Source organism: Flavobacterium sp. N2270, assembly GCF_025947225.1.
GTDB lineage: Bacteria > Bacteroidota > Bacteroidia > Flavobacteriales > Flavobacteriaceae > Flavobacterium.
Window position 1 is genome coordinate 712,059 of sequence record NZ_CP110005.1, and the last position, 25,189, is coordinate 737,247.

Consider the following 25,189-nt stretch of genomic DNA (forward strand, 5'->3'; position numbering starts at 1 on the left):
TCTTTTTAAGTTTGGGGCACTAAACAGAATAGAGTACTTTATAGTTTAATCGTTTAAAATTGCCGCTATTCCTGGCAAAGTTTTTCCTTCTAACATTTCTAACATAGCTCCACCGCCCGTTGAAACGTAACTCATTTTTGGTTCAAAGCCAAATTGCTTAACAGCAGCAACACTATCTCCTCCGCCAACAAGTGAAAAAGCTCCGTTTTGAGTAGATTCTGCAATATAATTTCCTAATGAAATGGTTCCGTTTGCAAAAGATTCCATTTCAAAAACACCTAATGGACCGTTCCAAAGAATTGTTTTTGAATCTAAAATAATGCGTTTTATAATTTCTAACGATTTTGGTCCAGAATCTAAACCTTGCCAACCGTCAGGAATTTGTTTTACATCAACCACTTGTGTATTTGCATCGTTTGAAAAAGCATCAGCAGCGACTACATCGACTGGTAAGTGAATTTGAACTCCTTTTTCTTTCGCTTTTTTAAGAATTTCAATGGCTAATTCTAATTTGTCATCTTCACAAATAGAATTTCCAATTTTTCCCCCTAAAGCTTTTATAAAGGTAAAAGTCATTCCGCCACCAATAATCATGTGGTTTACTTTGTCTAAAATATTTTCAATTACGGTGATTTTTGAAGACACTTTAGAACCTCCAAGAATTGCAGTTACGGGTTTTTCAGAATTATTCAAAACTCTTTCTATGCTTTCAATTTCTTTGGCTAATAAATTTCCGAAACATTTTTTACCCGAAAAAAATTGCGCAATAATAGTTGTTGAAGCATGTGCTCTATGTGCTGTACCAAATGCATCGTTTACATAAATATCACCTAAGTTGGCTAATTTTTGTGCAAATGCAACATCTCCTTTTTCTTCTTCTGTATAAAAACGCAAGTTTTCAAGCAATAAAACTTCACCCGCTTTTAAATTTGCTGCTAATTCAACTGCTTCGTTTCCAATACAGTCTTTTGCAAATTTTACGTTTCTTCCTAAAACTTTTTCAGTTTCAGCAAGAATGTGTTTTAAAGAGTACTTTTCTTCCACACCTTTTGGTCTTCCCAGATGGCTCATTAAAATAACACTTCCGCCTTCATTAATAATTTTATCAATAGTTGGCTTGGCCGCTTCGATTCTAGTATTGTCTGTTACTTTAAAGTTTTCATCTAAAGGCACATTAAAATCTACTCTAATTATTGCTTTTTTATTATTAAAATTAAAATCGTTTAGTGTTTTCATAATTTGATTTTCGTTTTGAAGTAGACAAATATAAAATTTTGTGTTTTAAATTGGTATAAAATTCTGTTATAATTCTTTTTCTGTAGAAGATGACGAATATGTTCATGTTTAAATTAACATTTTGGTGTAATTAGTTTTTAATGGTAATTTTTCGTCAGTTCGAGTGATTTTCTTCCGAAGTTTCGGGAAGAAAATTATATCGAGAACAAGAAAAAATTCATTAAAAACGGTTCTCGATACATTTTTTGTTCCATTTTACTTCACAAAAAACACTCGAACTGACGTTTTAGATAATTAGACTTAACGGATTAATTAATATTTTTTTACTTTTATGAAGTGAAAAATAATTATTTCAATTAGGTTTGTGCTATGCTTTTTAAAGATATTTTAGGACAAGATCATATAAAAAACCATTTAACAAAAAGTGCCACTGCCGGACGGATTCCGCATGCGCAACTCTTTGTTGGTCCGGAAGGTAGCGGAACGTTATCGATGGCAATTGCGTATGCACAATATATTTTGTGTGGAAACATGGATCAAGAAAATACCAATGGAAATGAAGCTTGTAATTTAAAATTCGACCATTTTTCGCATCCCGATTTGCATTTTGTTTTCCCAGTTGCCACTAACGAAGATGTAAAAAAACATCCGGTAAGTGCAAATTTCATGGTTTCGTGGAGGGAATTTTTACATGAAAATCCGTACGGAAGTTTATTTGATTGGTATAAGAAAATTGGGGTCGAAAAAAAGCAAGGTCAAATAGGAGTAGACGAAGCAAGTGAAATTAATAAAGCACTTTCGTTAAAAGCATACGAAGGCGGTTACAAAGTAATGATCATTTGGATGGCCGATAAAATGAATACTGCCGCTTCTAACAAGTTACTAAAACTATTAGAAGAACCACCAAACAAAACGGTTTTCATTTTAATAACTGAACATTTAGACGACTTATTGCAAACCATTATTTCGCGTTGCCAAGTATTAGATTTTATAGGAATTAGTGAAAGTGTTATTGCTGAAAATTTGGTTTCACGTGAAAACTGCGACCAAAATGTAGCGTTGAAAATTGCACACCAAAGCGAAGGAAATTACAATAAAGCATTGCACATCTTAAAAAAAGATGCCGACGAATATCCGTTTGAAGAATGGTTTATTGAATGGATACGAAGTGCGTTTAAAGCCAAAGGAAATGCAGCTGCTATTTTAGATTTAATAAAATGGAGCGAAAACATTGCGGGCTTGGGTAGAGAAGTGCAAAAGCAGTTTTTAAACTATTGCATTTACTTTTTCAGACAAGCGTTAATGGCGAATTACCAAGCGAAAGAATTGGTGTTTTTTGAACCAACCGTTTCCAATTTTAATTTAGAAAAATTTGCTCCTTTTGTAGATGGAAGCAATATAAATGATATCTTTAAAGAACTTGAAACCGCTATTTACCATATTGAAAGAAATGGAAATAGTAAAATTATTTTAACCGATTTATCGATAAAACTAACCCGATTAATTCATAAAAAACAATAATTATGACACACGCAGCTTCAATTTTAATTTTGTTGTTACTTGCCGTAACTTTTTTACAATCTGGATATGATAAAATAAAAGACTGGAAAGGAAATGTTTCTTGGCTTAAAGAACATTTTGCAGGAACTATTTTTGCCAACCAAGTACCTATGTCGTTATTCATCATTTTGGTTTTAGAAATCCTTTCTGGTGTATTGTGTATTTCTGGAATAATCAATTTAGTGACTAAAGATTCTACAGTTATGGCGCTTTATGGTGCTAACTTATCGTGTTTAACACTTATCTTTTTATTATTTGGACAACGTATTGCTAAAGATTATGATGGTGCACGTACTATTGTAATTTATTTTGTACCTGCGGTTTTAGCGGTCTATATGTTGAGTTAGTTAAGTGTATTAAGGCTAGATTCAGGTATGAGGAATCTAGTTATAAAAGGCAAAAACCGCTATATGCACATTGCTCATTCCAACACTAAATGAGAAATTTTTCATAACTTGCAACAGTAAAATAAAACAAACGAAAGTGCTTCTAAAAGAAAAAATATCGATAAAAAATTTTGAAGATAAAAAATTCAAAATCAGACTTATAGAATCTGAAAAAGATACGGAAGCTGCCTTTACACATTATTTACATAATCACAAAAACGGAGTTTCTAAATTCTATAAACCAGATGCAATTGAACACGTAAAAAATCTAATTGAATATAAATACCCAGAAGAAAAAATATCTAATTTAGTTGCAGAAGAAGCATTGCAATATTTAATATTCCAACAAGAAAACATCCCTTTTCCTGCGCCTAAAGAGCCTAATTTTAAGTTTATCGATTTATTCGCTGGTATTGGAGGATTTAGATTAGCTTTTCAAAATTTAAAAGGTAAATGCGTTTTTACAAGTGAGTGGGACAAATATTCAAAACAAACATATAAAGCAAATTTTGGAGAAGTTCCATTTGGAGACATTACTAAAAAAGCTACTAAAAATTATATTCCTGACGGATTTGACATTCTATGTGCTGGATTTCCTTGTCAGGCATTTTCAATTGCTGGAAAACGTGGAGGATTTGAAGATACAAGAGGAACCTTGTTTTTTGATGTTGCAGAAATCATAAAAAAGAAAAAACCAAAAGCTATATTTTTAGAGAATGTAAAAGGCTTAAGAAGTCATGATAGTGGAAAAACTTTAGAGACAATCTTAAATGTTTTAAGAGAAGATTTAGGTTATTTTGTGCCAGAGCCACAAATTATAAATGCAAAGGAGTTTGGTGTGCCACAAAATAGGGAAAGAATTTTTATTGTAGGTTTTAGAAAAGATTTAGGTGTTACAGAATTTAAATATCCTAAGCCTATAAATGAAAAACTAACACTAAAAGATATTTTAGAAACTGAAACTGTTTCTGTAAAGTATTATTTATCTGAAACTTATATAAACACATTAAGAAATCACAAAGCTAGACACGAAAATAAAGGGAATGGGTTTGGATATGAAATTATTCCATTAGATGGAACTGCAAACGCTGTCGTTTGTGGTGGAATGGGTAGAGAAAGAAATTTAGTTTACGATTTTAGATTAACTGATTTTACTCCAATTACGCACATAACTGGCAAAGTAAATAGAGAAGGAATCCGAAAAATGACACCTAGGGAATGGGCTAGATTACAAGGTTTTCCTGATGATTACAAAATTGTAGTTTCTGACGCTCAAGCATATAAACAATTTGGTAATTCAGTTGCTGTACCAGCAATTCAAGCGACCGCAAAAAAGATTATAGAAAAACTAAAACTTTTATGATTACAGGAAATAAGGGCGAATGGAGTGAAATTTACACACTATTCAAATTACTTGGAGATAAACAATTATTTCTTGGAAATAAAGATATTGAGAAACTTGAAGGAATAGTTTATCCTATTTTGCGTGTATTAAGAAAAGAAAACAACGAAAATTTTGAATTCACTATTCAAGATGAAATTATACTTATTTCTGGCGGAGAAGAAGTGTTGAAAATTGCAATTTCAGAATTTAAAGAAAAAGCAAAATTCTTACTCGAAGAAATTAAAACGAATAAAGAAAGAACCTTTTCAGTACCCGAAATTGTGCAGTTTATGGAATCCATAAATTGTCTTTCTTTAAAAGCTAGCTCTACTACTAAAACTGATATTACAATTGTTGTTCATGACCAAAGAACAAATCAACAACCAACTTTAGGTTTTAGTATAAAATCACAACTAGGAAGTCCATCTACATTACTTAATGCAGGAAAAACAACTAATTTTATTTTTAAAATTTCTAACAATAAATTAAGTAAATCAGATATTGTAAAAATTAATTCAATAGATTCAAGAAGTAAAATAATGGATAGAATTAATTCTGTTTTACAACTAAAAGGGCAATTCGATTTCATTAAAACTGAAAGGCAAATATTCTCAAATAATTTAATTCTTATTGACAGTAAGTTGCCTGAAATTTTGTCTCAAATCGTTTATGATTTTTATTCTAGTGAAAAATCAAATATTTCAGGATTAGTGGAGAATTTGAGCGCTAAAAACCCTTTAGAATTCGATATTTCTAACGAACATAAATTTTACGAATATAAAATTAAACGCTTTTTAACCGACATTGCTTTAGGAATGATGCCTTCAAAAGTTTGGACTGGACAATATGATGCAACTGGAGGATATCTAATTGTTAAAGAAAATGGAGATGTTTTATGTTATCATATATACAATAAAAATGAATTTGAAGATTATTTATTCAATAATACAAAATTAGATACAGCAAGTTCTAGTCGACACGATTTTGGTACTATTTACGAAGAAAACGAAGAATTATATTTTAAACTGAACTTACAAATAAGATTTATAAAATAATTAAAAAAGTTCGTGAATAAAATTTATTGCTTTTAATAGTAAGAGTTAATTATATTAGATTCCTCGTTCCTCGGAATGACAAACTCTTCAAAAAATTTTAACTCCTCAAACTCGCTTTAAACAAACGAAGTTCGTCCCAAGAAAATGCATCGCCGTGTTTTTCTTTCAATTCGCCTAAACTTTCACCCTTAAAATCTTTAAAAGCAGCGGCTAGAGCTACGATTTTATCTTCGGGTAAAATGTCGGCTAACTCAACCGTTTCCATTTGAATTAATTTGGTAAAATGATTGAAAATAGTAGATGGTGTTAACTTGCGCTGTTTAGCTATATCGTAGATAGAATTCCCTTGCATCCAAAGTTCTAAAGTAATTTCAACAGTTGCTTTTTTGGGTTCTTTTTTCTTTTTCTTTTTTGGAGCTTCATAATACGAAACATCATCGTCTTCATCGTCAATTAATGTGGCATGTTCGGTTCTAAAACGTTCGGCAACGGCAACGAGTTTATTAATTTTATAGACATTCATTTCATCTGAAACCAAATTCTTCTTCGAAATTTCTTTTCCTTCGGTAATGATTTGTGTCAGTAATCTGGCCTTTTTCAATTGTAAAATGGCTTTGATTTGCATTTCTTCTAAAACCATTAATTCGTCGTAAAACGCTTTTACTTTTTTGGTGCGTTTTATTTCTTCAATCTTTAACAATAATTCTTCCGCTACTTGATCTAAAGTTTTGAAAAAATAATCATAAGCGGCTTCGCAGCGTTCTTGTAAAAAAGGAGCGTCCAATTTTTCCACGTGGAAAATTTTATGCAATTGCGACATAAATTTACTCGAAGGTGCTTCAATCTTAGCAATGGTTTCATATTGCAATTTGGCCCAATTGAGGTGTTTTGATTTTGGCGATTTTGGTGCTTCAGCCTTATAACTGAATTGATGGTTGCGCCATTCTTGTATTAACTCTTTGAAATCAAACGTTTTAAGCAAAGTGTGAAGTAAGAATGTATTGGTTTCTTGTACCAATGCATCTTGTAGAATGTCTTCAGAAGCTTTATTTTCAGCATAACTCAACACATCTTCGTCGCTAGAAACGCCGTTCATATTCAACGGAGAGAGTAAAATAAGCCCTTTTAAGGAACGTAAACGCGAAAGGGCAACATATGCCTGTCCAGGCGCGAAAACCTGCGAAACATCGAGCGCAGCTTTGTCAAAAGTTAAACCTTGACTTTTATGAACGGTTATTGCCCAAGCCAATTTAATAGGGTAGTGGACAAAAGTTCCAATTACTTCTTCTTCAACTTCTTTAGTATTTTCGTTGAGTTTGTATTTAATGTTTTGCCATTCGTAACGTTCAACCTCAATGGTTTTATTTTCTTCTGGAAAATGAACCCTAATTTCGTTGCTTGAAAGCGATTTTATAACGCCCATTTTTCCGTTGTAAAACTGCTTATCAAAATTAAGATCGTTTTTCACAAACATCACCTGAGCGCCGACTTTTAAATGCAATTTTTCATCGAGCGGAAAAATTTTATCAGGAAAATCGCCAACCACTTCTGGTAAATAGGTGAATTGTTTCTCTTTTAAATCTTGTAAGGATTGGGCATTTATTGCATCTGCTTTTGCATTGTGAGTAGTTAAAGTGATATATCCTTTGTTCTTTTTTAAATCGAAATTAGGTTGTACAAATTGGTTCAGTATTGCAATATCTGAAGGCGTTATTTTATTATGACGTAAATTATTTAATACATCGATAAATTCAGCATCCGTTTGACGAAAAATCTTATCTAATTCAATATATAAAGGTGGATATTGCTGAATAATGTGCGAATGAAAAAAGAACATTCCGTTGTAATAATTACGCAACATTTGCCATTCTTCATTTTTAACAACTGGTGGTAATTGTAGTAAATCTCCTATAAATAAAACTTGAACTCCGCCAAATGGTCGTTCGTTTCTGCGTACTTTTTTCAACATGAAATCAATCGCATCTAAAACATCGGCTCTAAGCATGGAAACTTCATCAATAACAAGTAATTCCATGTTTCGAATAATAGATCTTTTCGTCGCATTCATTTTAAAATGACGACCAAGCGTATCTCTATTTTCAAATTTTATAGCTCCTGAAAATTGTGCAACTTGCTTATTATCAGGAATAAATGCTGCAAAAGGCAATTGAAACATAGAATGAATGGTAACGCCTCCAGCATTTAAGGCGGCAATACCTGTAGGCGCAACAACAACAGTGTTTTTATGTGTTGTAGCAATAATTTCTTTTAGTAAAGTGGTTTTTCCGGTTCCGGCTTTACCTGTTAGAAAGATGGATTTATTGGTTTGATTGATAAATCGGAGGGTGTAATTGGCTTCGGCAGATAAAAATTCCATAAGGCGTATAGTTTATAATACAAATATAGAGAAATGAATTCAAAAAAAAATCCAGCAATTGCTGGATTTTAATTTATATAAAATGAAGATTATTTTTTCTCTTCTTCTTCTTTAGTAGCTTCCGATTTTTTTGGCTCAGTAGCAGCCTTAGAAGAATAATCTTTATTTAATTTTTCTAAAACTTCTTTGGTAATGTTGTAAGAATCTTTTGAATATAAAATAGTTGCAGCATCTCCTGTACCATAAATATAATCATACCCTTCTTTTTTACCGAAGTCTTTAATATATTGTCTAACTTCTTTAATGATAGAGTCTCTTAATTGAGCTCCTTCTAATTGCAATTGTTGAATTAAAGCATTTTGTTCAATACCTAATTGTTGTTCTCTTTGTTGTAATTCAGCACCTTTTTGTTGCGCCCAAGCTTGACCTTTTACTCTTGCATTACTTTCAAAACTTTTAGCTTCATTCTCAAAAGCTCTGAATTTTGACTCTAATGGCCTACTCATTTCTTCAGATTTCACTTTAAATTTTTCTTCTTCGGCTTTATACTTATCATATTCTTTCAATAATTCGGCAGTATCGATATATGCAGTTTTAAAGTTTTCTGTTTTTTGTTCGTTCTTGTTACAAGAAATCATTGCAAATGCAATTCCTAAAATTAATAAGGCTCTTTTCATTTTTAATTTAAATTTTGGTAAAAATAGTAATTAGTTATAAAGTTTTCAATAAAATTACACATATAGATAAAATTTATTGATTAAATAATTTTTAATTGTTTTTGGTTATAAAAATTCAATCAAATAAAAGCTGATTTAAGACACTTTCTGAAAATTGACAGTAATTTACATTTTCAAATCAAAGAAAGGCTAAAAAAACAGCTTTAAAATGATTTTTACTTGTTTTTTATGATGTAAATGTGTGAAGAAAACTCATTTTTAAATATTCCAACAACATTTGAAGTCAAACCGATTAAAAACCCTTTCACGAAATTCATTTTTCCAGTTTTGTATTTTTCAGAAAGTAAGCTTACATAAAAACTATCAAACCACATGGGTTTTACTTTTTCTAATTCTAAATTATAATTTGCTGCTAACTTTTGAATGGTAGTTTTTGAAAAATGCCATAAATGTCTTGGCGCATCATAAGCAGCCCAAAATGATTTATAATATTTTGCATCAAAAGATTTATAATTTGGAACCGCAATTACAATATATCCATTTGGTTTTACAATTCTTTTCAATTGCGTAAACTGTTCGTCTAAATTGGGTACATGTTCTAAAACATGCCACATAGTTATTACATCTATTGAATTGTCAGCAATACTCTCTAAATCCTCTTCAAAAACAACTCCTTTAGAAACAGCAATTTGTTTTGCTTTTAAATTTGGTTCCAAACCTTTTATATTCCAACCGTTATTTTTGGCTGTCATTAAAAAATCGCCTGTTCCAGATCCAATATCTAAAATAGTTCCTTTTTGCGGAATTAACTTCGTGATTAAATTCACTTTGCTTTTTAAAGCATTACTTTTTACTAAATGATAAACTTTTTCAAACAAGGTTCTTTTTGAATCGGTGTGTGAAATATAATCTTCGCTTTCATAATAAAAAGGAAGTTTTTCTAAACTTGGTTGAGGAGTTGTTTTTAAAATTTCATATTCCTCATTAAAAAGCAAATCAAACGATTCTTTTGAAACCGAATGATCTGAAACTTTTATATATGTAGTACTATTTGTAAAGTTCACTTTAAATTATTTTTAAAAAACATAAGTAGAGTAGTGCTTAACCAAATTGTTTCACGTGAAACATTTGATTTTTGATTGAAGATTAACGATTTTTGATTTCAGAATACAAAAAACTTCAAAAATCAAAAACCGGCAATCAACATTCTTAAATTATATTATCGTCCCATATGAATTAATAAGACCGAAATATCACTTGGTGAAACACCGCTTATACGAGATGCTTGCGCAATTGTTTTAGGTCTGATTTTATTTAGCTTTTGTTTTGCTTCAATTGAAATAGATTTAATTTTATCGAAATCAAAATTCTCAGGAATAATTGCATCTTCTAAACGATTCAATTTATCTGCATGATTTTTCTCTTTTTCAATATAACCAGAATACTTCACTTGAATTTCTGCTTGTTCAATTACTTCTCTATCTAAATTTCTTTCCTCAACATAAGCTGCTACTTTTTTAAACTTAAGAAAATCGTCTAAATCAATTTGGGGACGAGAAAGCACTTTAAACATTTTATCAGGTTGAGCCATTGGTGAAGATCCTTTTTCTTCTAAAACCGGATTTGCTTCTTCTGGCTTGATACTTGTTTCTCTAAAAAAGTTTACCATTTCAGATGATTGAGAAAGCTTCTTTTCCATACGAATTAAACGCTCATCAGAAGCAAGACCTAAAGCATGTCCTTTTGGAGTTAATCTGAAATCGGCATTGTCCTGACGCAATAGTGTTCTATATTCTGCACGAGAAGTAAACATACGATAAGGTTCTTCTGTACCTTTCGTAATTAAATCGTCAATCAAAACGCCTATATACGCTTCATTACGTTTTAATATAAAAGGTTCTTTTTCTTGAACTTTTAAAGCCGCATTTATACCTGCCATTAAACCTTGAGAAGCTGCTTCTTCATATCCTGTAGTTCCATTTATTTGTCCAGCAAAAAATAAACCTTCAACTAACTTAGTTTCTAAAGTATGTTTCAATTGAGTAGGAGGGAAATAATCGTATTCAATAGCATAACCAGGTCTAAAGAATTTCACATTTTCAAAACCAGCTACAGAACGCATCGCTTTAAATTGAACTTCCTCTGGAAGAGAAGTAGAAAATCCGTTTACATACATCTCACATGTATTCCAACCTTCAGGTTCAACAAACAACTGGTGTCTATCTTTATCGGCAAAACGATTAATTTTATCTTCAATAGAAGGACAATATCTAGGTCCAATACTTTTTATCCTACCGTTAAACATTGGACTACGCTCAAATCCTTCTCGAAGTAAATCATGTACTTCAGGAGAAGTGTATGTCATCCAACATGAACGTTGTTCGGTTAAAGCTTTTGAACTATCTAAATAAGAAAATTTTTCAGGGATAGCATCGCCAGGTTGTTCTATCATTTTAGAATAATCCAAGGAACGACCATCTACACGAGGAGGTGTTCCTGTTTTCATTCTACCCGATTCAAAACCTAACTTAACCAAATCTTCGGTAATTCCGAAAGCAGCACCTTCACCAGCACGACCACCTCCAAATTGTTTATCGCCAATATGCATTAAACCATTTAAGAAAGTTCCATTAGTAAGAACGACTGTTTTTGCTTTTATAATTTGTCCCAAGGATGTTTTTACACCCACAACTTTTCCGTTCTCAGTTAAAAGTCCAGAAACCATTTCTTGATAAAAATCCAAATTAGGTGTTCCCTCCAACATCATTCTCCATTCTTCAGCAAACTTCATTCTGTCGCTTTGAACTCGTGGAGACCACATTGCAGGACCTTTTGATTTGTTCAACATTTTGAATTGAATTGCTGAAGCATCCGAAACAATTCCAGAATAACCTCCAAGCGCATCAATCTCTCTTACAATTTGTCCCTTTGCAATTCCTCCCATAGCAGGATTACAAGACATTTGTGCAATGTTTTGTATATTCATTGTAACCAATAGGGTAGAGCAGCCTAAATTTGCCGCCGAAGCTGCCGCTTCGGAACCAGCGTGACCGCCGCCAACTACAATTACATCGTATGTATTTTGAAATAAACTCATTGTTCCACGTGAAACATTAGATTAATATTTAAAAATTACTGTTCCACGTGGAACAGTTTAATTTTCTCTTCTTCTTTTTTACGCATTAATTCTGCATCAGCATCCGTCTTATCCTTATATCCACAATAATGTAAAATACCATGCGCCATAACTCGTTTCAACTCTTCTTCAAAAGAAACCTTAAAATCATTCGCATTATCGATTACTCTTTCGATAGAAATAAAAATATCTCCTTGTATTAAATTTCCTACTGTGTAATCGAAGCTTATAATGTCTGTTAAAGTATCGTGATTTAAATACTCAACATTGATTTTATGAAGGTATTCATCATCACAAAAAACATAATTTATTTCACCAACAGCAGAGGCTTCAGAATCTACAATATCAATAATCCAATTTTCAAAAGCTTCTTCGTTCTCTAATTCAAAATCGGTTTCGTAATTAAAACTAATCATTGTGCTTAAAATAGTGTTGTACTTTGTTATTAAAATTTGGTTGCAAAGGTAGGCTTTGTCTGTTTAAAATTTCAATACTATTTAAATATTCTTTTAGCTCTTCAGAAATTGGAGTAGTGGTGCCATTAAAATCATCTTTATTTGTATTAGATTTCCTTTTTGTATCTTCTCCTTGCTGTTGAATAGCCTTCTCTAATTTTAGTAATTCGTGTTTTAAATTCAACATCTTTTGTAGTGTTTCGTTTTTAAAACCTTTATTAATTAATTGTTTTTCGATCTCTTTCATTTTATCCAAAGCACTTTGTCCAACACCAGACATTCCTTGCTTATTTAATTCGTTTTGTAATGCTTCACGAAGTTGTTGTTGTTCTTTTAAAATTTCAAGCACTTTGCCTGCATTACCTACTGAACCATTTTCACCTTCTTCTGAACCCTTTCCTGATTCACCTTCTTTTCCTTTTTCACCCGGTTTTTTTCCTTGACCTTCTTTCTCTCCGGGTTTCATTCCGTCTTTCATTTTCTCACCTAAACCTTCTTGTTTCTTTATAATATCTGGAAGTTGCATTCCACTTCCTTTTCCTTTTTTAGGTTTACCTTGTCCTTGACCCGACATCTGCATCTGCATTTGGTTTTGAACATTACTTAAAAAATCAGCTAACTTATTTGCAGATGATAAAACATATTGTTGGTGAGAAGCGCCTTTTTGAATATTATTATCCGCTAAGGTTTCTAGTGTCTTATCTAAATTATAATGTATTTCACCAATTTCATTTAGAACTATTTCGCTAATCATAGGATTACGCAATGAAACAGCAAACAAACTATCATCGATATGTTTGAACTGATTCTTTAGTTCTTGTTGTTTCTTTAAGATTCTGTTGAACTGTAAAGAACGTGATTGAGTTTCTTTAGTAGTTGTAATTAAGGTTTCTTCATCAAAAGAAAAGGTCAATAAATTATCTAAAATTTGACGCAATGCTTTTGCGTCTTCTTCCATTTGTTCCATTTCAGCACCTTGCATAGAAGCAGACATCGACTGACTCATTTCTTCCATTTTCTTGGCAGCAGATTTCTGTTTTGGTTTTGCACCATCTAGATTTTTATTGTCCAATTTTTCTTTGGCTTTATTTAAATCTTCTTCAACAGATTTCTCTTCCGCTTTTGTGTCAGGAATTTCTAAAGGACTTTTTAACTCTTCGTTTTGTTTATTTAACTCCTCTAATTCTTTTGATAATTCTTTAAACTCTTTGTAAATTTCAGCCTGCTTTTCAGATGTATTATTCTGTTTATCGTCTGAAAGTTTATTTTCTTTTTTTGCTAATTCATTTAGTTTATCCGCAATTTGTTCAGCCTTTTTTTCAACATAAAAACGCTTAGTAAGCTCAACTAATTGTTCTAGATTTTTAGATTGATTTTTACTGTTTTGTTTTAACTTATCTGCTTTTTCAAATAATTCTTCCTTTTGTAATTTTTTAGAAAGCTCTTCTAATTCTTTTAAAAGTTTTTCATTTCTTTCAGATTGTTTTTGGGTTTCCTCTAAACGACGAATTAACTCTTCTTTTTCTTTATCAGTAGATTTGAATTCCTCCAAGTTTTTAGAAAGGTTTTTAGAAAACTCTTTCATCATTTCATCTTGTTTTTTTTGTTTCTCCAAAAACTGATCAATTTTCTTTTGGTCTTTAAAATCAAGTTGTGATTTCTCTTTGTTTAATTTCTCCAACTTATCCATTTCAGAAAATTGCTTGTCTTGATTTTTAAGCGATTTTTCAAGGCTATTGATATTTTCTTGCTGTTCTTTTAGTTGTTTGTCTTCTTTTTGCGAATTAGTAAGCTCATAATGTAAATAAACACTTGATTTTGAACTCTTTAAACCATTAACGGCATCATTATCAAACACTTCGAAGTAATATTCGTATTCTAAACCTTTATCAAGAGATAAACCATTTGGAAAACTATAAATAAATTGATCAACCGTTCCGTTTTTTATAGGTAAAACACCTTTTTTAGTTTGACTTGCATTTCCTTTAGGGTAATACACAACATATAATTTGGATAAACCAAAATCATCTGCAACTTGACCCACGATAATTTTACTTTTCAATTTCAAAGAATCGGGAGCAAGTTGGGTTGTAATAGTTGGAAATTGATCTTTACTTACTGTGATTTGATATTCTAGTTTTTCGTAGTTTTTAATGGTTTTGTTTGAAGTAACAATTGCGTAATCTAAATTAGAATTGATTTTTCGTTGTAAAGAAAAAGTGTTTTCGTTTTTATTGAAAGAAGCCGTTTGTTGTGTAACAAAATCAATACGCGAAGTTGAAGCAGTTTGAATTTGCCAATTTACAACAGTGCCTTCAGGAACAATAGCATTTCCAAGTCCGCTTACAATTTCCTGTTTACGGTTTAAATACTTTGGGAAATTCAAAATCATTTTAAACGATTGAATCGATGGCACATCAATAACATTCAACGTATAATTTTGAGAACTAACATCGTTTGCTTCTAATGAAAAAGCAATGTTTTTATTTACATTTTCAAACGTATATTGAAACAAACCCGGTTTAACTTCTTCTAAAAAGTACGAAGCATCATTAATAATAACACTGATATTTTCGGGAGCAATTTTACCAACAGTTGAAACTTGTAATGTAAAATTCTGATTTTGTTTTACATTCAATTCTTTGTTCAACACTACAAATTTAAATGGAGCAGGAGATTCATACTGTTTGGTGAAATGAACCACTCTATCAAAACTGTTTGATAAAATAGTTAGATTTCCCGAAAAAATAAAAAGGAAAATTAAAACAATTGGTGCTATTAAATAAGGAAGAAACTTTTTATTTTTCGAATAATTAATAGCGTTGGAAAAAGGAACCGGTTGTAATGTATTTGCTTTTTGGTCTATCGAAGCTAATAATAATTCTGATGGATTATCTTGATTCGCAAGTTGAAGGAAATTTAAAAGTTTGTCTTTTACTTCGGTAAAATGTGTTCCTATTATTTGCGATGCATCAAAATAATTTAATCCTTTTTGAAGTTTTACCAATTTAAATATTGGAAAAAGAATAAATCGGAAAAGCAAAAACAATTCGAAAAGGATAAAAATTCCGAAAAGAAAACTTCTACCAAACGTTGAAAGCCAAAGAAAATGCTCGGCTAAAAGCGTAGCAATAAAATACAACAAACCTATTCCTAAAAAAAGAATGCTTCCTTTTATAAGTTCGTTATAGTAAAACTTCTTAATGAAGTCTTCTAACTTGTTGTAAATTGTGTTCTTAGCTTCCAAAATGTAGATAACTTGTTAATAACTGATAAAAATACGATATAAAAAGTAATTAGTCAAAAGTAATTAGTGATTAGCAAAACAATACATCAAATTGTATCTTTGCATCAAATTTCAAGAAAAATGTCAAAACCAGTAAGAGTACGATTTGCTCCAAGTCCGACAGGACCTTTACATATAGGTGGTGTAAGAACTGCTTTATTCAATTACTTATTTGCTAAGAAAAATAACGGGACTTTTTATTTACGAATAGAAGATACCGATCAAACACGTTTTGTTCCAGGTGCTGAAGCTTATATTTTTGAAGCATTAGAATGGTTAGGAATTGCTCCTGATGAAACGATAGGAAAGAATGAAAAATTTGGACCTTACAAACAAAGCGAACGTAAAGAAATGTATAAGCAATATGCAGACCAACTGATAAAATCGGGGTGGGCCTATTATGCATTTGATACACCAGAAGCTTTAGATGCTTTACGAAAAGAGAAAGAAGCAAATAAAGAAACGTTTATTTACAACCATACCATTAGAGAGCAATTAGACAATTCATTAACTGTTTCACGTGAAAAAGTGAAGGAACGAATTGCTAATGGAGAACATTATGTAGTGCGTTTTAAAACACCAACAAATGAAATTTTAGAATTAAAAGATATTATTAGAGGTGATGTTAAGTTTGATACCAATCTTTTAGACGATAAAGTTTTGTTTAAAAGTGACGGAATGCCAACCTATCATTTAGCGAATATTGTGGACGACCATTTAATGGAAACTTCGCATGTTATTCGTGGTGAAGAATGGTTGCCATCAATGCCTTTACATGTTTTATTGTACAGAGCTTTTGGTTGGGATGCACCTGAATTTGCACATTTACCGTTAATTTTAAAACCAATTGGAAACGGAAAACTTTCTAAACGTGATGGTGATAAATTAGGCTTCCCAGTATTTCCACTAGAATGGCAAACAGAAGAAGGAACTTCAATGGGTTATAGAGAAAACGGATTTTTCCCAGAAGCGGTTGTGAACTTTCTAGCATTATTAGGTTGGAACGATGGAACTGAACAAGAATTATTTTCACTAGAAGAATTGGTTGCAAAATTTGATTTAAATAGAGTAAATAAATCGGGTGCGAAGTTTGACCCTGAGAAAAACAAATGGTTCAATCACCAATATTTAATTACAAAAGAAGATGCTGAATTAGCAGAATTATTTAAAGTTGAATTGGATAAAAAGTGCTTCGACAAGCTCAGCATGACGGATGAACAAATAACAAAAATAGTTGGATTAGTAAAAGAAAGAGCAAATTTTGTAACGGATTTATACGATTTAGCTGATTACTTTTTTGTGGCTCCAACAAGTTATGATGAAAAAGCAGCTAAAAATTGGAAAGAAGAAACGCCAGCTTTAATGCAACAAGTAATTGCTGAATTGAATAAAATAGAAGATTTTACTTCATTAAACATTGAAACGCTTTTAAAAGAGTGGATGACAACCAATGAAATAGGAATGGGTAAAGTAATGCAACCGCTACGATTAAGCTTAGTAGGCGCTTTAAAAGGACCGCATTTATTTGATATCATTGAAATGATAGGAAAAGAAGAAAGTATAAAACGAATTGAAAAAGCAATTGCTAGTTTATAAAAGAAAAGCCCTGAAAATTCAGGGCTTTTTTGTTAAAATATATTTTCTTATAAATAAATCGTTAATTGTCCGCTGATTAAGCCTAAGTGACCTTTAAACTTTTCACCTGATAATTTAACCTTATCGTTGTTTTTTAAATTTCCAAACATGTTTGTTAACCCATATTGGTAACCAATTCTTGCTCTAAAGTTTTTAACTCCGGCGTTTAAACCAACATAAAAATTAGCATTAAACTTAGAAACATCTAAAATATCTTTAGCAACTAAAGTAGGTTGATCTAATAAAATATTTGTCTCTTTATCCTTATCCACACCAAGTTTACCGTTTACTTGTAAAACAGGACCAAACTCTAAATTAAGATGGTTTTCAGATAATACATAACTTGGTAAAATATAAATTTGTACAGCAGAAAGTTTAAAACTTAAATCTTCAGTTCCTGAAGTTCCGAGAGTTGGAATAGAAAAATTACTTTCGGTAAAAAACATACCAAAACTCATTTGCCAATCGTTATAATAATTTCCTCTTACACTAAAACCACCTATCCAACCCATTTCAGGGTTAACAGAAAAATTATCTGTATAAATATTCATTTGGGTTAAACCTGCACCAATACCTATTCTATTACTGTCTTTAAAACCTCTTTGAGCACTCACAGAGAATGTTAAAAAAGTAACTAATACTACTAAAATCTTATTCATAATGTTATGTTTGGGTGGCAAAAGTAAGTTTATTATTTAAAAGATGTAACTTTTCTCTTAAAAAAGCGTATAATAGTTATAACCAATTAAACTTATATTATGTTTTTACCCATTATTTTAGTTTTAGGATTGTTTTTACTTTTTGCATCCTTTTTTACAGTAAAACAACAAACAGCTGCTATTATTGAGCGTTTTGGAAAATATGCCAGTACAAGAACTTCTGGACTACAGTTAAAAATCCCGGTCGTAGATAGAATTGCAGGAAAAGTAAACCTAAGAATTCAACAGTTAGATGTTATCATTGAAACAAAAACAAAAGATAACGTATTCGTTAAATTGAAAGTATCTGTTCAATTTAAAGTATTACAAGAAAAAGTATATGAAGCTTTTTATAAATTAGAATATCCGCACGATCAAATTACATCGTATGTATTTGATGTTGTACGTGCCGAAGTTCCAAAATTAAAATTAGATGATGTTTTCGAAAGAAAAGACGATATTGCGGTTGCAGTAAAACGTGAATTAAACGAGGCAATGTCTACTTACGGTTACGATATCATCAATACCTTAATTACAGATATTGACCCGGATATTCAAGTTAAAAATGCAATGAACCGTATTAATGCCGCTGATCGTGAAAAAACAGCTGCAGAATATGAAGCAGAAGCAGGAAGAATTAGAATTGTAGCAAAAGCGAAAGCAGAAGCAGAAAGCAAAAGATTACAAGGACAAGGTATTGCAGACCAACGTAGAGAAATTGCACGTGGACTTGTAGAAAGTGTTGATGTATTGAATAGAGTAGGTATTAACTCACAAGAAGCTTCGGCATTAATTGTAGTTACACAACATTACGATACGTTACAAGCAATTGGTGCTGATACTAATTCTAACTTAATTTTATTACCTAATTCACCTCAAGCGGGTAGCGAAATGTTAAATAACATGGTTGCTAGTTTTACAGCAAGTAATCAGGTTGGGGAAGCTATGAAAAAAGCAAATAGTAATAAAAGAGTAGGAACTGGTAAAAAAGATATTTTTGGAGGAAGCACAGAAGTAGAGCCAGAAAATGAAGAATAATATTTCTTAACCAACAAATAAACCTTAAAGCCATCAATTTTTTAATTGGTGGCTTTTTTTAAACCAAACGTAAGCGTATTTTTTAAATGTAATTCCTGCTGTTCGTTTCAATTTGTCATTGCGAGAAACGAAGCAATCAAAAAAGTAAATATTATTACGCAATAACAAGATTTTCACTTCCATCAGGGTTAGATGTCAAACTTAAGGTGTTTTTTTCTTCAAACTTAAAATAAAGCTTTTTCTGACAACTTTATTTACTAAAATATAAAATCATATTACCTAAATTTAAAAATGGACTAAAATCTAAATATGAAAGCTGTTTTTAAAAGTTTAAATTTATTAAAAAATATTAATTGATAGTTTTTCATAATAATAGATAATACTAATATGAAATAAATAATCGATAATAATAATTGATAAATAAAAAACGTGTCAAGTTTAAAAACCAGACACGTTTATAATTTGATTAATGATGCTCAAATTAATTCAGTAAAACAAAATAGTTTTATCGAGAACTAACTTTTGCCCAAGTATCTCTTAATCCAACTGTTTTGTTAAAAACTAATTTTTCAGCAGATGAATCATTATCTACACAAAAATAACCTAAACGTTGAAATTGAAAATGATCTAGTTCTTTTGCTGTTTGTAAACTTGGTTCTACATAACCAGTAATTACTTCTAGAGAATTTGGATTGATAAATTCTTTAAAGTCTACATCTTTATTTCCATCTGGGTTTTCAGTAGTAAATAATCTATCATAAAGTCTTACTTCTGCCTCAACTGCATGTTTTACGGAAACCCAATGAATAGTTCCTTTTACTTTACGTTGACTTGCTTCTGTACCACTTCCTGACTTAGTATCTACGTCATATGTACAGTGAATTTCAGTAATATTGCCTTCAGCATCTTTTACAACTGATTCACCTTTAATGAAATACGCATTTTTTAAACGAACTTCTGTTCCTAAAGTCAATCTGAAAAATTTCTTATGTGCTTCTTCCTGGAAATCTTCTCTTTCGATATATAATTCTCTAGAAAAAGGCAATTGACGATAAGTCATTACTTCATCTTCTGGATTGTTTTCTGCTTCTAACCATTCTTCTTGACCTTCTGGATAATTAGTAATTACTAATTTAACCGGATTTAAAACTGCCATTACACGAGGAGCAACTTTGTTTAAATCTTCACGAATACAAAAATCTAATAATGAAACATCTATTAAATTATCACGTTTTGCAATACCAATAGTCTTTGCAAAATTACGAATAGCAGTTGAAGTAATTCCTCTTCTGCGCATACCAGAAATGGTGCTCATACGAGGATCATCCCAGCCTGAAACATGCTTTTCTTCCACTAATTGTGCTAATTTTCTTTTAGAAACAACAGTATGTGAAAGATTTCTACGAGCAAATTCACGTTGTTTTGGTCTTACTTTGGTTTCATCATAAATTTGATTTAAAAACCAATCGTATAATTCTCTATGTGGTAAAAATTCTAATGTACAAAAAGAATGCGAAACTTGTTCTAAATAATCACTTTCACCATGGGCCCAGTCATACATTGGATAAATACACCAATCGTTTCCTGTTCTATGGTGATGTGCATGCATAATTCTATAAATAATAGGATCACGCATTAACATATTGGTTGCACCCATACTTATTTTGGCACGTAAAACATGAGCTCCTTTTTCAAACTCACCCTTTTTCATGCGCTCAAACAAATCTAAATTTTCTTCAACAGAACGATTTCTATAAGGAGAATCGGTACCTTTTTGAGTTGGAGTTCCTTTAAGAATTGCCATTTCTTCAGCAGAAATACTATCTACATAAGCTTTGTCATTTTTAATTAACTCAACAGCCCAATCGTATAATTGTTGAAAATAATCAGATGCATAACATTCTTTATCCCAAGAAAAACCAAGCCATTCTACATCTTTTTTAATAGAATCTACAAATTCTTGTTCTTCTTTAGATGGATTAGTATCGTCAAAACGTAAATTTACAGGGGCATCATAATCGATTCCTAGTCCAAAATTTAAGCAAATTGCACTTGCATGACCTAAATGTAAATATCCATTTGGTTCAGGCGGAAAACGGAAACGTAATTTATCTTTTGACAAACCATTTTTTAAATCTTCTTCAATGATTTGTTCTATAAAATTCAATGATTTTTCTTCAGTTGACATAAGAATTATTAATTTTGACAAAGATAAAAAAAAGGTTATAGGTTATAGGTTTTAGGTTATAAACTTTTTAAAGTAAAAAATATGGGAACAATAAAATTAAAAAACATTCGTACTTATTCTTATCATGGTTGTTTAATAGAAGAAGGAAAAATAGGTAGTGATTATAAAGTGGATTTAGAAGTTAAAACCAACTTAAAACCATCTGCAGAAACAGACGATTTACACGATACGGTAGATTATGTTTTACTAAATAAAATTGTGGTTACAGAAATGGCTGTTCGTTCGCATTTACTAGAACATGTTGCAAAAAGGATAATCGATAGAGTACTTAAAGAAAGTAAAACGGTAACTAAAGTTAAAGTTGCTGTTTCGAAAATAAATCCTCCTATTGGTGGTGATGTTGAAATGGTTACAATTGAAATGAAAGAAAGTAGATAATTAAAAAAGCCCTGAAAATTCAGGGCTTTTTTTAATTTAATTTTTTAACTTATACTTTCTTTCTTTATATAAAATACTAGATGTTATAATGTGTGCTAGTGCATCTTTAGCCAGCTCTTCATCTAATGCAACTGGAGTTAAAGTTTGATCGTTATTTTCTATTTTAAACTGTAAAGGTTTTGTATTTGGATTAATAATAATTACATCATCACCTACTCTAAAAGCATACGTTTCATGAAATAACATAATCGTTCTTCCTTTAGTTGATTCTGGTAATTTTAATAAATTTCTTCCTACCATTGTTGTTTGAGAAGTAACACCAGATAAAGCTAAAACAGTGGATGGAATATCCATTTGGCTAGAAAGTTTAGTATAAGTACTTCCTTTTTCAACATTAGGAGCTATTATTAAAGCTGGAATATGAAATTTATGAACAGGAACTAAATTTTTACCATAGGTTCTTGTATTATGATCTGCAATAACAACGAAAATTGTATTCTTAAAATAAGCTTCTTTTTTAGCCAATTCAAAAAATTTGCCAATAGAGAAATCGGCATACTTCATAGCATTATTTACTGTATTTTTTGTTTTGTCGTATAATTCAATTCTACCATCAGGAAATTCAAATGGTTCATGATTAGAAGTAGAAAACATTAATGAGTAAAAAGGCTTATTTCCAAGTGATTTAAAGTATTCATTTGCTTTTACAGCTAAGTCTTCATCAGAATATCCCCAAGTTCCTTTAAAAGCATGTTTTTGTCCGTCGTTATCGAAATCTGTTTCGTCGATAATGTTTTTATAACCATTACCATTAAAGAAAGAAGCCATATTATCAAAATTAGCCATACCACCATAAATGAAACTGGTATCATAATTTAATCTTCCATAAACATCAGCTAAACTAAAAAAACCTTGTTGTGCGTTACTTAGTTTCACCACACTTTCAGAAGGATTTGGAATAAAACCGGTTGCAACTGCTTCAATACCTCTTACACTTCGTGTACCTGTACAATACAAATTGGTAAACAATAAGCCTTCTTTAGTAAGTTTATCAAACTCAGGAGTTAATGGTAAACCGCCAAGACTACCCACATATTCTGCACCAAGACTTTCTTGTAAAAAGAAAACAACATTGTATTTTTCTGAAACCGAATCAGGTTTTTGAATGTGTAAAAATGGAATATCATCATCAATAAAATCAGTAGCGTTCATGTATTTTTTTACACGAGAAAAGGCTTCAAGTTCATCCATTTTTCCATATTTTTTTACACTTCCTTCTTCTTTTAATGAATAAGCTGCAAAAGCAACGGTATAAGTTGAATTTAAACCTAATGAATTGGTCATTTGATCAGAACAAAAAATGGCATTACTAGCATTTATAGGTCGTTTAGAGGTTAAGCTAGAACGTGCTCCTAAAAAAAGAAAAAATGCAACTAATGGAAATAGAATTAATTTTGATTTGTAGGGTGTTCCTAAAACTGGATAAAATAATTTTTTAGCGTATTTAAAAGCAATAAATAAAGCTAAACCTAATAAAACGATAGAAATAATTAAAGATGGTAAATAACTTTTAAGTAAAGTTCCAATTACTTCTTTTGGGTAAATTAAATAATCTAGAAACAATCTATTAGGTCTTGTATCGTATTGATGGATAAAATCTAGAGTAGATAATTCCATTAATAAAAAGATAAATAAAAATAAAATGAAGTATATTTTAAAGAACCCTTTTATTTTTTGGAGAAAATTATCAGATAATAAACTCAATAAAAGTGCAGGTAAAACAGACAAATAAGTAATAACAATTAAATCAAAACGTAAACCAATAAAAAATATTTGGTAATAGTTTTCTGTTTCAAAAACACGTTCTTTAAAACAGAAAAATAAAAATATTCTACTAATTGTATTTATTAATAAAGCAATTAATACAAAATTTAATAAAGGTTTTAAATATTGAAATTTCTTCATATTGTTGAATATTACTATTTTGCATCAAAACTAGGTTTAATTAACTAAGAAATTTGAAGATTAAAATTAAAATTTACTTAATATTTCTTGCGTTACTATAAAATATATGTAAATTTGCTTTCGAATTAAGAAGGGCGTCGTGGCCGAGCGGCTAGGCACCGGTCTGCAAAACCGTCTACTCCGGTTCGAATCCGGACGATGCCTCAAAAAAAAGAGCTACATATTGTAGCTCTTTTTTATTTTTTAAGTAATTCTAATTTCTTTTCAATCATTTTTTTCTCATCAGGAAAAAAGCCTTGCATCATTAAAAAAATTCCGAAAATAATAAGAATTATACTTATTACATTTTTAATCTTATAAATAATAAAGGGTGTTAATTTACTTTTTAACTGCTTAGCAATTATTATTTTAACACTATCAATAAGTAAATAAACAATTAAAATAGTAGCAATAAAAACAATAATTCTATTAGGTTCCATATTTAATTTTGGTCCAAATGATATAATCATAACCATCCAAAAACCTAGAACTCCAATATTAATGAAATTAAGTAAGAAGCCTTTAAAAAAAAGATTTAAATAATTATTAGGCTGGTTAATTTCGTCTTTAACATCTACTTCTATTTGAAGTTTAAAACTTCTTTTTTGTTTAATAAAAGATATAATTCCATAACTTAACATGATAACTCCTCCAAGAAAAAATAAACTTGGATCGTCTTTTAATTTTTCTAAAAGTTGATTAGTACTAAAATAAGCTATTAAAATAAAAACTAAATCCCCAAAAATAACACCAAAATCAAATACCATAGCAGCTCTAAAGCCTTTTGTAATACTAGTTTCAAGTAATACAAAAAAAACTGGTCCAATAGTAAAAGCTAATAATATTCCTAATGGAATTGCTGTTAAAATATCATGCAGCATTAAAAAATAGGGTTATAGATGTTTGAACTACGAAGTTAAAAAAAATAATTTATTTAACTTGAACTATTGTTCCACCAGCAATTGTTTTTTGGTTGATTTGTTTTGGTTTACCATAAATTTTTATTTCACCACCCGCTCTTGTTTTCGCTTCTACTAAATCAGTTGCGAAAACATTTGCAATTCCACCAGCGTTTACGGTAACAACAGTTTGTTCAGTTACACAATCTTGACCGTCGTATTTTCCACCAGAATTTGATAAAACATCTTGGTTTTTTACTTTTCCTTTAAGTGTAACTATACTTCCTTGTGTAGTTCTAACTTGTAATTTATCAGCTTGTAGGTTTAATAATTTTACTTCTGAATTTTCTTTACAAATAATATCAAAACTAATAGCTGAAATTGCATCTTTTGTTGCAATTCTGCTTCCTTCATTTGCTTCAACAGCATCTAATTTTGTAAAATAAACGGTTGCAGAAATATTATCGCCACTTAACATTTTAGTTAATGGCATTTTTATTTTTAATTCACCATTTTTATTTACAATTTCTACTTCATTTGCACTTGCTCCATGAAGGATAATTTTGTTTTCAGTTCCTTGAATTAAAGTAACATCTATTTTATCAAATGAAGTTACTTTATTAAATTCTCCTAATTTTTTTTCGACTTGAGAAAAAGCTACTGAGCTGATTAATAATAAGGTAAAGACTATTTTTTTCATTGTTTTTAAGTTTAAATTTACAATAGTTTTATAATTC

Annotated in this window: 19 protein-coding genes and 1 tRNA gene; 8 read left to right on the forward strand and 12 right to left on the reverse strand. The window is 30.5% G+C overall.

The window, feature by feature from the left end; translation table 11 throughout:
- Window positions 1–45: 45 nt before the first annotated feature.
- Window positions 46–1,236 carry a phosphoglycerate kinase gene (locus OLM55_RS03320; protein ID WP_264560002.1) on the reverse strand — a complete coding sequence of 397 codons (1,191 nt, stop codon included), beginning with the start codon at window positions 1,234–1,236 and terminating at the stop codon, window positions 46–48.
- A gap of 369 nt (window positions 1,237–1,605) precedes the next feature.
- Between OLM55_RS03320 and OLM55_RS03325 the strand changes: the two genes are divergently transcribed.
- The 4 genes from OLM55_RS03325 (at window position 1,606) to OLM55_RS03340 (ending at window position 5,621) form a co-directional block, all read left to right on the forward strand.
- A complete protein-coding gene (locus tag OLM55_RS03325) occupies window positions 1,606–2,757 on the forward strand; it encodes an ATP-binding protein (RefSeq protein WP_264560003.1) in 1,152 nt (383 codons plus the stop codon).
- Between the two features lie 2 nt (window positions 2,758–2,759).
- On the forward strand, window positions 2,760–3,143 hold the full coding sequence (locus OLM55_RS03330; RefSeq protein WP_264560004.1) for a DoxX family protein: 384 nt from the start codon (window positions 2,760–2,762) through the stop codon (window positions 3,141–3,143).
- Window positions 3,144–3,279: 136 nt separating this feature from the next.
- Window positions 3,280–4,545, forward strand: coding sequence for a DNA cytosine methyltransferase (locus OLM55_RS03335; RefSeq protein ID WP_264560005.1), 1,266 nt, complete (start codon window positions 3,280–3,282; stop codon window positions 4,543–4,545).
- Complete coding sequence (locus OLM55_RS03340; protein ID WP_264560006.1) at window positions 4,542–5,621, forward strand: HpaII family restriction endonuclease; 1,080 nt, start codon at window positions 4,542–4,544, stop codon at window positions 5,619–5,621. The genes OLM55_RS03335 and OLM55_RS03340 overlap by 4 nt, the downstream gene beginning before the upstream one ends.
- 97 nt (window positions 5,622–5,718) lie before the next feature.
- Here the strand turns inward: OLM55_RS03340 and OLM55_RS03345 are convergent, their stop codons facing one another.
- The 6 genes from OLM55_RS03345 to OLM55_RS03370 form a co-directional block, all read right to left on the reverse strand.
- Window positions 5,719–7,998: a helix-turn-helix domain-containing protein gene (locus OLM55_RS03345; protein ID WP_264560007.1), complete on the reverse strand. Its 2,280-nt coding sequence runs from the start codon at window positions 7,996–7,998 to the stop codon at window positions 5,719–5,721.
- Between the two features lie 89 nt (window positions 7,999–8,087).
- Window positions 8,088–8,675, reverse strand: coding sequence for an OmpH family outer membrane protein (locus OLM55_RS03350; protein WP_264560008.1), 588 nt, complete (start codon window positions 8,673–8,675; stop codon window positions 8,088–8,090).
- Between the two features lie 215 nt (window positions 8,676–8,890).
- Window positions 8,891–9,739: a class I SAM-dependent methyltransferase gene (locus OLM55_RS03355; protein ID WP_264560009.1), complete on the reverse strand. Its 849-nt coding sequence runs from the start codon at window positions 9,737–9,739 to the stop codon at window positions 8,891–8,893.
- A 155-nt stretch (window positions 9,740–9,894) separates the two neighbouring features.
- On the reverse strand, window positions 9,895–11,772 hold the full coding sequence (gene mnmG, locus OLM55_RS03360) for a tRNA uridine-5-carboxymethylaminomethyl(34) synthesis enzyme MnmG (RefSeq protein ID WP_264560010.1): 1,878 nt from the start codon (window positions 11,770–11,772) through the stop codon (window positions 9,895–9,897).
- A gap of 35 nt (window positions 11,773–11,807) precedes the next feature.
- Window positions 11,808–12,227, reverse strand: coding sequence for an rRNA maturation RNase YbeY (gene ybeY / locus OLM55_RS03365; protein ID WP_264560011.1), 420 nt, complete (start codon window positions 12,225–12,227; stop codon window positions 11,808–11,810).
- Complete coding sequence (locus tag OLM55_RS03370; protein ID WP_264560012.1) at window positions 12,220–15,513, reverse strand: DUF4175 family protein; 3,294 nt, start codon at window positions 15,511–15,513, stop codon at window positions 12,220–12,222. The genes ybeY and OLM55_RS03370 overlap by 8 nt, the downstream gene beginning before the upstream one ends.
- A 120-nt stretch (window positions 15,514–15,633) precedes the next feature.
- On the opposite strand from OLM55_RS03370, the gene gltX reads away from it, so the two are divergent.
- Window positions 15,634–17,148 (forward strand): glutamate--tRNA ligase, encoded by a 1,515-nt coding sequence (gene gltX, locus OLM55_RS03375; protein WP_264560013.1) that lies wholly within the window; start codon window positions 15,634–15,636, stop codon window positions 17,146–17,148.
- Between the two features lie 47 nt (window positions 17,149–17,195).
- Here the strand turns inward: gltX and OLM55_RS03380 are convergent, their stop codons facing one another.
- Window positions 17,196–17,846: a PorT family protein gene (locus OLM55_RS03380; RefSeq protein ID WP_264560014.1), complete on the reverse strand. Its 651-nt coding sequence runs from the start codon at window positions 17,844–17,846 to the stop codon at window positions 17,196–17,198.
- Window positions 17,847–17,945: 99 nt separating this feature from the next.
- Here OLM55_RS03380 and OLM55_RS03385 point away from each other — a divergent pair, with 99 nt between their 5' ends.
- Window positions 17,946–18,923, forward strand: coding sequence for an SPFH domain-containing protein (locus OLM55_RS03385; RefSeq protein ID WP_264560015.1), 978 nt, complete (start codon window positions 17,946–17,948; stop codon window positions 18,921–18,923).
- A gap of 505 nt (window positions 18,924–19,428) precedes the next feature.
- Here OLM55_RS03385 and OLM55_RS03390 read toward each other — a convergent pair.
- Entirely contained in the window at window positions 19,429–21,111 is a 1,683-nt protein-coding gene (locus OLM55_RS03390; RefSeq protein WP_264560016.1) for a glutamine--tRNA ligase/YqeY domain fusion protein, read from the reverse strand.
- Between the two features lie 81 nt (window positions 21,112–21,192).
- Between OLM55_RS03390 and folB the strand changes: the two genes are divergently transcribed.
- On the forward strand, window positions 21,193–21,549 hold the full coding sequence (gene folB / locus OLM55_RS03395; RefSeq protein ID WP_264560017.1) for a dihydroneopterin aldolase: 357 nt from the start codon (window positions 21,193–21,195) through the stop codon (window positions 21,547–21,549).
- A gap of 36 nt (window positions 21,550–21,585) precedes the next feature.
- Here the strand turns inward: folB and OLM55_RS03400 are convergent, their stop codons facing one another.
- Window positions 21,586–23,514 (reverse strand): LTA synthase family protein, encoded by a 1,929-nt coding sequence (locus tag OLM55_RS03400; RefSeq protein WP_264560018.1) that lies wholly within the window; start codon window positions 23,512–23,514, stop codon window positions 21,586–21,588.
- A 133-nt stretch (window positions 23,515–23,647) separates the two neighbouring features.
- On the opposite strand from OLM55_RS03400, the gene OLM55_RS03405 reads away from it, so the two are divergent.
- Window positions 23,648–23,718 (forward strand) — tRNA-Cys (locus tag OLM55_RS03405).
- A gap of 32 nt (window positions 23,719–23,750) precedes the next feature.
- Here OLM55_RS03405 and OLM55_RS03410 read toward each other — a convergent pair.
- Window positions 23,751–24,434: a LysE family translocator gene (locus tag OLM55_RS03410; protein ID WP_264560019.1), complete on the reverse strand. Its 684-nt coding sequence runs from the start codon at window positions 24,432–24,434 to the stop codon at window positions 23,751–23,753.
- 49 nt (window positions 24,435–24,483) lie between these two features.
- A complete protein-coding gene (locus tag OLM55_RS03415; RefSeq protein WP_264560020.1) occupies window positions 24,484–25,152 on the reverse strand; it encodes a head GIN domain-containing protein in 669 nt (222 codons plus the stop codon).
- Between the last annotated feature and the right edge of the window lie 37 nt (window positions 25,153–25,189).